Genomic DNA, 7,535 nt, shown 5'->3' with positions numbered 1-7,535 from the left:
TCTTGTCGAGCAGCAGCACGTCGACGTCGCCGGCCGCCTCGATCGCGCGGCCCGACGTCGCGAGCACGTTCGCGCGCATCATGCGGCTCATCCCCGCGATGCCGATCGCCGACAGCAGCGCACCGATCGTCGTCGGAATCAGGCAGACGAGCAAGGCGATCAGCACGGTCAGGCTCACCGCCGTGCCCGACGCGTTCAGCAGCACGCTGAACTGCGAGAACGGCAGCAGCGTCACGCACACGAGCAGGAAGATGATCGTCAGCGCGACGAGCAGGATCGTCAGTGCGACTTCGTTCGGCGTCTTGCCGCGCTTCGCGCCTTCGACCATCGCGATCATCCGGTCGAGGAATGCCTCACCCGGTTGCGCGGTGATCTTCACGATGATCCAGTCGGACAGCACGCGCGTGCCGCCCGTCACCGACGAGAAATCGCCGCCCGACTCGCGGATCACCGGCGCGGATTCGCCGGTGATCGCCGATTCGTCGACCGACGCGACGCCGTCGATCACTTCGCCGTCGGCGGGGATCGTGTCGCCGGCCTCGACGAGCACAATGCTGCCGGCCGCGAGCTCGTCGCTCGGCACGCGATGGCTGGTGCTGCCGAATTGCTTCGGCTCGTCGAGCACCTTCGCGTACACGCGCTTGCGTGCCGCACGCAGCGCGTCGGCCTGCGCCTTGCCGCGCCCTTCGGCCAGCGCCTCGGCCGCGTTCGCGAACAGCACGGTGAACCACAGCCAGCACGCGACCGCGAAGATGAAGCCGGCCGGCGCGTCGCCCGTGCCGGTCAGCGCCTGCAGCCACAGCAAGGTCGTGACGATGCTGCCGAGATACACGACGAACATCACCGGGTTCTTCAACTGCACGCGCGGCGCGAGCTTGCGGAACGCCTCGCGCAGCACGGCCGTCCAGCGCATCGGCGGCACGCCGCCGAGCGGCATGGCCGCGGGGGTGATCGGGGTTTCGATATGGGACATGAGTGACTCCGTGGTTCCTGCTATTGCTTCGCGCCGGCCGCCTGGCCGAATGCGTGGTCCAGCGCCAGGTTCAGGTCGAGCACGCGCACGCGCGGTTCACCGAGCACGCCGAGCTGGCGCGGTGTGGCGATCCGGTCGACCAGCGCCGTGACTTGCGCGGCCTCGACGCCGCGTGCCTGCGCGACGCGTGCCACCTGCAGCCGCGCATTCGCGACCGAGATCTCGGGATCGAGCCCCGATGCGGATGCGGTCACCGCATCCGCCGGCACCGGCGTGCCGGCCGCGAGCGCGTTCTCCTGCCGGTACGCACGCACACGCTGCGCGATATCCGCGAGCAGCTTCTTGCTGGTGGCGCCCTGGTTGCTGGCGCCGCTGCCCGCCGCGTTGTACGGCTGGTCGACCGTCTTCGACGGATCGGCCGGATCGGTGCCGGTCGTCGCGCTCGGCCGCCCGTGGAAGTAGCCGGCGCGCGTGAAGTTCTGCCCGATCACCGCCGAGCCGACCGTCGCGCCGTCGCGCTGCACGAGACTGCCGCGCGCCTGCGACGGGAACAGCACGTTCGCGACGCCCGTGGTGAGCAGCGGATACGCGATCCCGGTGACGAGCATGAACAGCACCGACGACGCGATCACGGGCCGCACGAGGCCGCGCGTCGCCGCGCCGAACGAAGAACCGGGTGCCGGCGCGGCGGCGGCCGCTGCCTGGCGATTGCCTTGCATCATGATGTTTTCCTCAGAACAGTTGGCCGCCCGACATCATCAGGTGCTCGACGACCGGGCCGAGCGCGAGCGCCGGCAGGAACGTGAGGCCACCGACGACCAGGATCACGAAGATCAGCAGGCCGGCGAACAGGCCCGTCGACGTGGACAGCGTGCCCGCGCTTTCCGGCACGCTCTTCTTCGCGGCGAGGCTGCCCGCGACCGCGAGCATCGGCAGCAGCGTCAGGTAGCGGCCGATCAGCATCGCGAAGCCGATCGTCGTGTTGAAGAACGGCGTGTTTGCGTTCAGGCCAGCGAATGCGGAGCCGTTGTTGGCCGTGCCCGACGTGTACGCGTACAGCACTTCGCTGAAGCCGTGCGGGCCGAGGTTCGCGAGGCTGTCCATCGTCGAGTGCAGCATCGACGCCACCGCGGTGAAGCCGAGGATGCTGAACGGATGCGCGAGCACCGCGAGCATCACGAGCTTCATCTCGCGCGCTTCGATCTTCTTGCCGAGGAATTCCGGCGTGCGCCCGATCATCATCCCGACCAGGAACACCGTGAGGATCGCGAACGTGAACAGGTTGATCAGCCCGACGCCGTCGCCGCCGAACACGTTGTTCAGCATCATCTGCGCGATCGGCACGAGCCCGCCCAGCGGCGTCAGCGAGTCATGCATCGCATCGACCGACCCGGTGGTCGCGGCCGTCGTGACGGTGGCGAACAGGCTCGTCTGCGCGATGCCGAAGCGCATCTCCTTGCCTTCCATGTTGCCGCCCGGCTGCGTGGCGCTCAGTTGCTGGTCGACGCCGAGCCCGGTCACGAGCGGATTGCCGTGCTGCTCGGCCGAATAGATCACGGCCAGGAAGCCGACGAACATCACGACGAACGCGGCAAGAATCACCCAGCCCTGGCGGCGCCGGCCGATCATCGTGCCGAGCGCATAGGTCAGCGCGGACGGAATCAGCAGCATCGACAGCATGTGCAGCGTGTTGGTGAGCGGCGTCGGGTTCTCGAACGGATGCGCGGCGTTCATGCTGAAGAAGCCGCCGCCGTTCGTGCCGATATGCTTGATCGATTCGAGGCTGGCAACGGGCCCCATCACGATCTGCTGGCGTGCGCCTTCGAGCGTGGTCGCCCACGCATCGGACGCGAGCGTCTGCGGCATGCCCTGCCACACGTACACGAGCGCCATCACGAAGCTGAGCGGCAGCAGCACGCGATAGGTCACGCGCGTGAAGTCGACCCAGTAGTTGCCGAGGTCCGCCGCGCTCTTGCGGCTCAGCCCGCGGATGAAGCCGCCCGCGGCCGCGACGCCGGTCGCCGCGCTGACCACCATCAGGAACGTGATGACGGCCATCTGCGAGAAGTTCGACAGGCTGCTCTCGCCCGCATACGCCTGCCAGTTCGTGTTCGTGATGAACGACGCGGCGGTGTTGAACGCGAGGTCGGGGCTTTGCGCGGCACGCTGCAGCGCATCGAACGGCAGCGTGTCCTGGATGCGCAGCAGCAGGTAGCCGACCAGCATCATCCCGGCATTGCTGAGCAGCAGCACCATGCCGTAGCGCTGCCACGACATCGCTTCGTCGGGATTCACGCCGAGCAATGCATAGGTACGGCGTTCGACCCACGCGTGGCGCGGGCTCGTAAAGGCGTGCGCGAGCCACTTCCCGACGACGGGCACCAGCGCCAGCATGATCGCGAGAACGATCGCGAATTGAATGAGATTGTTGAACATGTCGACGCTCGCTCAGATCCGGTCAAGGCCGGTGATGAAACCCGCCGTCAAGGCAAAGAACGCGAGCGTGAACAAAATGAAAAGCAGATCGCTCATGACATTCACCGATATTTTCGAATTCCTGTTGAATCGTGCCGATCAATACCGCTCGGGCTTGATCAAGGCATGAAACAGATAGATAAAGAGCGCGAGCGACAACGCGCCGGTGATCCACAACATGGCTTTCCCCTTTTTTTCATATGCGCGATATCTCCGCGCGATCGTTGGCGTACCGGGCCTTGCCGTACCGGCTCAGGCCCGTGTGACGCCCCCATGCTCATCTGGCGAATGGGATGCGACAGTGTAGAAATCCGCGTATCAAAGCGGTGTTCAATTTCTTTACAAGGAATAAAAAATCTGTAAAGACGAAAGCCGGTGGCCATGGCGTTTTTATGCGTTCTTTTCAGGGCCGGTTCGAGTCTATACACCATCTCGTTACCGCGATTCCTAGAATGGGCGGCATGTCCAAGACGAGATCTCCGCGGTGCGGAGCACGATGCGACCGGGGTGCCAGCATGAAACCGACCAGAACCGAAACCACCGCTTCACGCGATCTGCCGCCCGTTCGTGCGCGGCGCCGGTCCCCTGCCGACGAACTCGTGCTGCTGTCGATTCGTGTCGAATCGGACAACCTCGCCGTCGTGCGGCGCCTGCTGCATCAGGCAGTCGGCACCGCACTCAATTTCTATACGGCCGCGATCGACAACCGTACCGGGCGCGCGTGCATCGAGCTCGAAGTCGCGCGTTCGCAGGCATCGCCGGCGATCCTGTCGATCCTCCGCCTGCTGCCGGCCGCCGAATTCGGCACGATCCGCCTGCTGCAGCACTAGCCGATATCCATTGCGGCCGCGCGTGGCACGCGCCCGCTCCCCTTTCATCGATTCGAACGCGCGTCTCCGATGCGAACGCGCGCGGTTCGTCACGAGCCGCGCCGGTTCGCCGCCGGTGCGCGCGCCGGATCGTCGTTCCCGTCGCTACGGGCCTTTCCAGGAAACACTCACAATGAAAAAAGCAGTCGCCGGTACCCTCTCCCTCGCGTTCCTCAGTGCCGCCGCGCATGCGCAAAGCAGCGTCACGCTCTACGGGATGCTCGATGCGGGTATCGTCTATACGAACAACCAGTCGGGTAAAAGCGCGTGGCAGCAAGGCAGCGGCCTGCTGTCGAATACGGTCTTCGGCCTGAGCGGCAACGAGGATCTCGGCGGCGGCCTGCATGCGCTGTTCCGCCTCGAGAACGGCTTCAACCTGAACAACGGCACGCAGTCGTACAAGAACACGATGTTCGGCCGCCGCGCGTACGTCGGCCTGCAGAGCGACCAGTACGGCGCGCTGACGCTCGGCCGGCAGTACGACGCCGTGGTCGACTACCTCGGCCCGCTCGCGATGGCGAACAACGGCGACGGCAACAACCTCGCGTCGCACCCGTTCGACAACGACAACATCGACGATTCGTTCTACATCGACAACGCGGTGAAATACACGAGCCCGACGCTCGCCGGCTGGCAGTTCGGCGGCCTGTACGGGTTCAGCAACGCGGCCGGCGGCTTCGCGAACAACCGCGCGTACAGCGCGGGCGTGTCGTATGCGAACGGGCCGGTCAGCCTCGGCGCCGCGTACCTGCAGCTCAACCGCGGCGGGCTGACGGCCGGTGGTGCGCTGTCGACCAACGACGGCCCGAACTTCCCGGCCGTGCGCCAGCGCGTGATGGGCGCGGGCGGCAGCTACGCGTTCGACCGGCTGACCATCGGCGCGCTGTGGACGCATTCGATGTTCGATGAAACGGCCGCGTCGTCGCTGCCCGGCGCGCTGAACGCGCTGCGCTTCGACAACTTCGAGGTCAACGCGCGCTACGCGCTGACGCCGGCCGTGTCGTTCGCGGGCGCCTATACGTTCACCAACGGCCGCTACGACGATGCAACCGGCAGCCACCGTCCGAAATGGCATCAGGTGACGCTGATGGCCGACTACGCGCTGAGCAAGCGCACCGACGTGTATGCGGAAACCGTCTACCAGCACCAGTTCGGCGTGCCGTCAGGCGCGACGCTCGGCTTCGCGAACGTCACGGGGCTCGCGGCTTCGTCGAACAACACGCAAGTGGTCGGGACGGTCGGCATCCGGCATCGGTTCTGATCGCACGCCGGCCGCCGAAGGCCGGCCGCTCTGTGCAATCCCGCATGGACGCGCGCCGGCCAAAAAGGGATCATTCGGGGAATCCGGGCCCGCGCGTCCGCGAAACCGGTACACTCGGCGCCGGGCGCGCGCCGGATCGGCATTCGGCGGCGGGCCGCTGCCGACTCTCGAATCGTGATCCCATGACCACACCGATCTATCAGGAAATCAAGGACTTCATCCTCGCGCGCATTCATGCCGGCGAATGGGCGGAAGGCGACCAGGTGCCGTCGGAGAACGAGCTCGCACGCGAATTCAACGTCGCGCGGATGACCGTCAACCGCGCACTGCGCGAGCTGACCGCCGAGCAGGTGCTCACGCGCACACGCGGCTCCGGCACATACGTCGCGTCGCCGAAGTACGAATCGACGCTCGTCGCGATCCGCAGCATCTCGGACGAAGTCGCCGCGCGCGGCCACGGCTATCGCGCGCAGGTGCTGCAAGTGGGCGCGGCCGTCGCCGATGCGAAGCTCGCCGACGAGCTGCAGATCGACACCGGCAGCCCGATCTTCCATTCGCGCGTGCTGCATTTCGAGAACGACACGCCCGTGCAGCTCGAGGAACGCTGGGTCAATCCGGCCTGCGCGCCGGAATACGCGTTGCAGGACTTCACGACGACGACGCCGAACCAGTACCTGACGCGCGTCGCGCCGCTGCAGCGCGTCGAATACCGGATCGAGGCCGCGATGCCCGACACCGAAACGCGCCGCCACCTGACGATGGACGACCGCGAGCCGTGCCTGCTGCTGCATCGGCGCACGTGGTCGCAGGGGATGGTCGCGTCGGTCGCCAATCTGTGGCACCCGGGCAGCCGTTACCGGTTCACCGGGCATTTCTGAGGGTGATGCGCGGGCTTACCGCGCGCCCGGCCGCCCCCATCGCTCGATCGCACTGACGGCCCGCTTCAACCCTTCCTCTTGCGCGATGCGCGCGCCGAGTTCCAGCGCGCGCGCTTTCGTTTCACCCCGTTCTGCAAATACGATCGCCCGCTCAAGCGCAGCAGCGTCCACGCGCCGCCCCGCGACGGGTGCATCCGCAACGCCGAGCCTTTGCAGCCGGTTCGCCCAGAAGAACTGATCGCCCGCGAACGGCACGACGACCGACGCAATGCCGGCTCGCGTGGCCGAGTGCGTGGTGCCCGATCCGCCGTGATGGATCGCCATCGATACGCGCGGGAACAGCCAGTCATGTGGCATATCGCCGATTACGTGAACGTGCGCGGGCAGCATCGACGCATCGATACCGCTCCAGCCCGGATAGAACAACGCGCGCCGGCCGGCGAGCGCATGCTTCAGCGCCTCGACCATCGCGGCGCGATCGAAGCCGGCCATGCTGCCGAAGCCGATGTACACGGGCGGATCGCCCGCTTCGAGAAAAGCCGAGAGTTCGGACGGCGGCGCCCAGGCATGCGCATCGATCCGCCACTGGCCGCACGCCTGCACGTTCGACGGCCAGTCGCCAGGGCCGGACAGCAGCGCCGGCGACACGCCGTACAGCATCGGATGATCGGTCCACACATGCTTGCGCGGCGGCAATCCGCACACGCTCGCTCGCGCCGCATTCGTCGCCTTCTTGAACGCCTGCCACAGCAGCGCGTTCACGAACCGATGGCTCGCGCGGTTCAGCCAGCGCGGCAGCTTCCCCGGCGGCAGGAACGGCGACGCGAATGCCGCAGTGGGTGTGATCGGGATCATGCCGGTGCCGATCGCCGGCACGCCGCGAAACTCGGCGACCGACAAGCCGACGAACGATGCGAGCCCCGACACGAGGATCGCGTCGCAGCCTTCCGACGCATCCGCGATTTCCCGCATCCACGCGGCCGTGTTCGCATTCGCGACTGCCGCGAGCGCCTTCGACGTGTCGTTGAAACCGCCGCGCCCGCGCACCGCATCCGCCAATGCGCCATCCGGCGCAATCG

9 protein-coding genes are annotated in these 7,535 nt (G+C 66.7%); 4 read left to right on the top strand and 5 right to left on the bottom strand.

Going from position 1 to position 7,535, the window contains the following annotated elements:
* The 3 genes from JYJ84_RS23280 to kdpA all read right to left on the bottom strand — a co-directional run.
* Positions 1 to 937 (bottom strand): HAD-IC family P-type ATPase (locus JYJ84_RS23280; protein WP_374102121.1); only part of this gene is annotated, 937 nt, incomplete at its 3' end.
* A gap of 56 nt (positions 938 to 993) precedes the next feature.
* Positions 994 to 1,695 (bottom strand): potassium-transporting ATPase subunit KdpC, encoded by a 702-nt coding sequence (gene kdpC, locus JYJ84_RS23275; protein ID WP_174976760.1) that lies wholly within the window; start codon positions 1,693 to 1,695, stop codon positions 994 to 996.
* Between the two features lie 10 nt (positions 1,696 to 1,705).
* Positions 1,706 to 3,409, bottom strand: coding sequence for a potassium-transporting ATPase subunit KdpA (gene kdpA / locus JYJ84_RS23270; protein WP_174958243.1), 1,704 nt, complete (start codon positions 3,407 to 3,409; stop codon positions 1,706 to 1,708).
* On the opposite strand from kdpA, the gene JYJ84_RS23265 reads away from it, so the two are divergent.
* The gene (locus JYJ84_RS23265) at positions 3,408 to 3,578 is read left to right on the top strand and encodes a hypothetical protein (protein ID WP_175221725.1); all 171 of its coding nucleotides are present in this window, start codon (positions 3,408 to 3,410) and stop codon (positions 3,576 to 3,578) included. The two genes, kdpA and JYJ84_RS23265, sit on opposite strands and share 2 nt — an antisense overlap.
* Here the strand turns inward: JYJ84_RS23265 and kdpF are convergent.
* Positions 3,548 to 3,628: a K(+)-transporting ATPase subunit F gene (kdpF, locus tag JYJ84_RS38570; RefSeq protein ID WP_063623159.1), complete on the bottom strand. Its 81-nt coding sequence runs from the start codon at positions 3,626 to 3,628 to the stop codon at positions 3,548 to 3,550. The two genes, JYJ84_RS23265 and kdpF, sit on opposite strands and share 31 nt — an antisense overlap.
* A gap of 335 nt (positions 3,629 to 3,963) precedes the next feature.
* On the opposite strand from kdpF, the gene JYJ84_RS23255 reads away from it, so the two are divergent.
* The 3 genes from JYJ84_RS23255 (at position 3,964) to hutC (ending at position 6,456) form a co-directional block, all read left to right on the top strand.
* Positions 3,964 to 4,278 carry a hypothetical protein gene (locus tag JYJ84_RS23255; protein WP_236027121.1) on the top strand — a complete coding sequence of 105 codons (315 nt, stop codon included), beginning with the start codon at positions 3,964 to 3,966 and terminating at the stop codon, positions 4,276 to 4,278.
* Between the two features lie 172 nt (positions 4,279 to 4,450).
* The gene (locus tag JYJ84_RS23250) at positions 4,451 to 5,578 is read left to right on the top strand and encodes a porin (protein WP_174958244.1); all 1,128 of its coding nucleotides are present in this window, start codon (positions 4,451 to 4,453) and stop codon (positions 5,576 to 5,578) included.
* Between the two features lie 182 nt (positions 5,579 to 5,760).
* Positions 5,761 to 6,456: a histidine utilization repressor gene (gene hutC, locus JYJ84_RS23245; RefSeq protein WP_039349239.1), complete on the top strand. Its 696-nt coding sequence runs from the start codon at positions 5,761 to 5,763 to the stop codon at positions 6,454 to 6,456.
* A 15-nt stretch (positions 6,457 to 6,471) separates the two neighbouring features.
* Here the strand turns inward: hutC and JYJ84_RS23240 are convergent.
* On the bottom strand, positions 6,472 to 7,535 hold a 1,064-nt coding region (locus tag JYJ84_RS23240; RefSeq protein WP_205189510.1), incomplete at its 5' end, for a glycosyltransferase.

The organism is Burkholderia sp. LMG 13014, assembly GCF_905232215.1.
GTDB lineage: Bacteria > Pseudomonadota > Gammaproteobacteria > Burkholderiales > Burkholderiaceae > Burkholderia.
The sequence above is the reverse complement of the archived record's forward strand: the minus strand, read 5'-3'. Positions and strand labels throughout refer to the sequence as shown.

Bases quoted from the DNA above. Each gene is read 5' to 3' on its own strand.
- kdpC (WP_174976760.1), bottom strand. From the start codon at position 1,695: ATGATGCAAGGCAATCGCCAGGCAGCGGCCGCCGCCGCGCCGGCACCC.
- JYJ84_RS23265 (WP_175221725.1), top strand. From the start codon at position 3,408: ATGTCGACGCTCGCTCAGATCCGGTCAAGGCCGGTGATGAAACCCGCC.
- kdpA (WP_174958243.1), bottom strand. From the start codon at position 3,409: ATGTTCAACAATCTCATTCAATTCGCGATCGTTCTCGCGATCATGCTG.
- kdpF (WP_063623159.1), bottom strand. From the start codon at position 3,628: ATGTTGTGGATCACCGGCGCGTTGTCGCTCGCGCTCTTTATCTATCTG.
- JYJ84_RS23255 (WP_236027121.1), top strand. From the start codon at position 3,964: ATGAAACCGACCAGAACCGAAACCACCGCTTCACGCGATCTGCCGCCC.
- JYJ84_RS23250 (WP_174958244.1), top strand. From the start codon at position 4,451: ATGAAAAAAGCAGTCGCCGGTACCCTCTCCCTCGCGTTCCTCAGTGCC.
- hutC (WP_039349239.1), top strand. From the start codon at position 5,761: ATGACCACACCGATCTATCAGGAAATCAAGGACTTCATCCTCGCGCGC.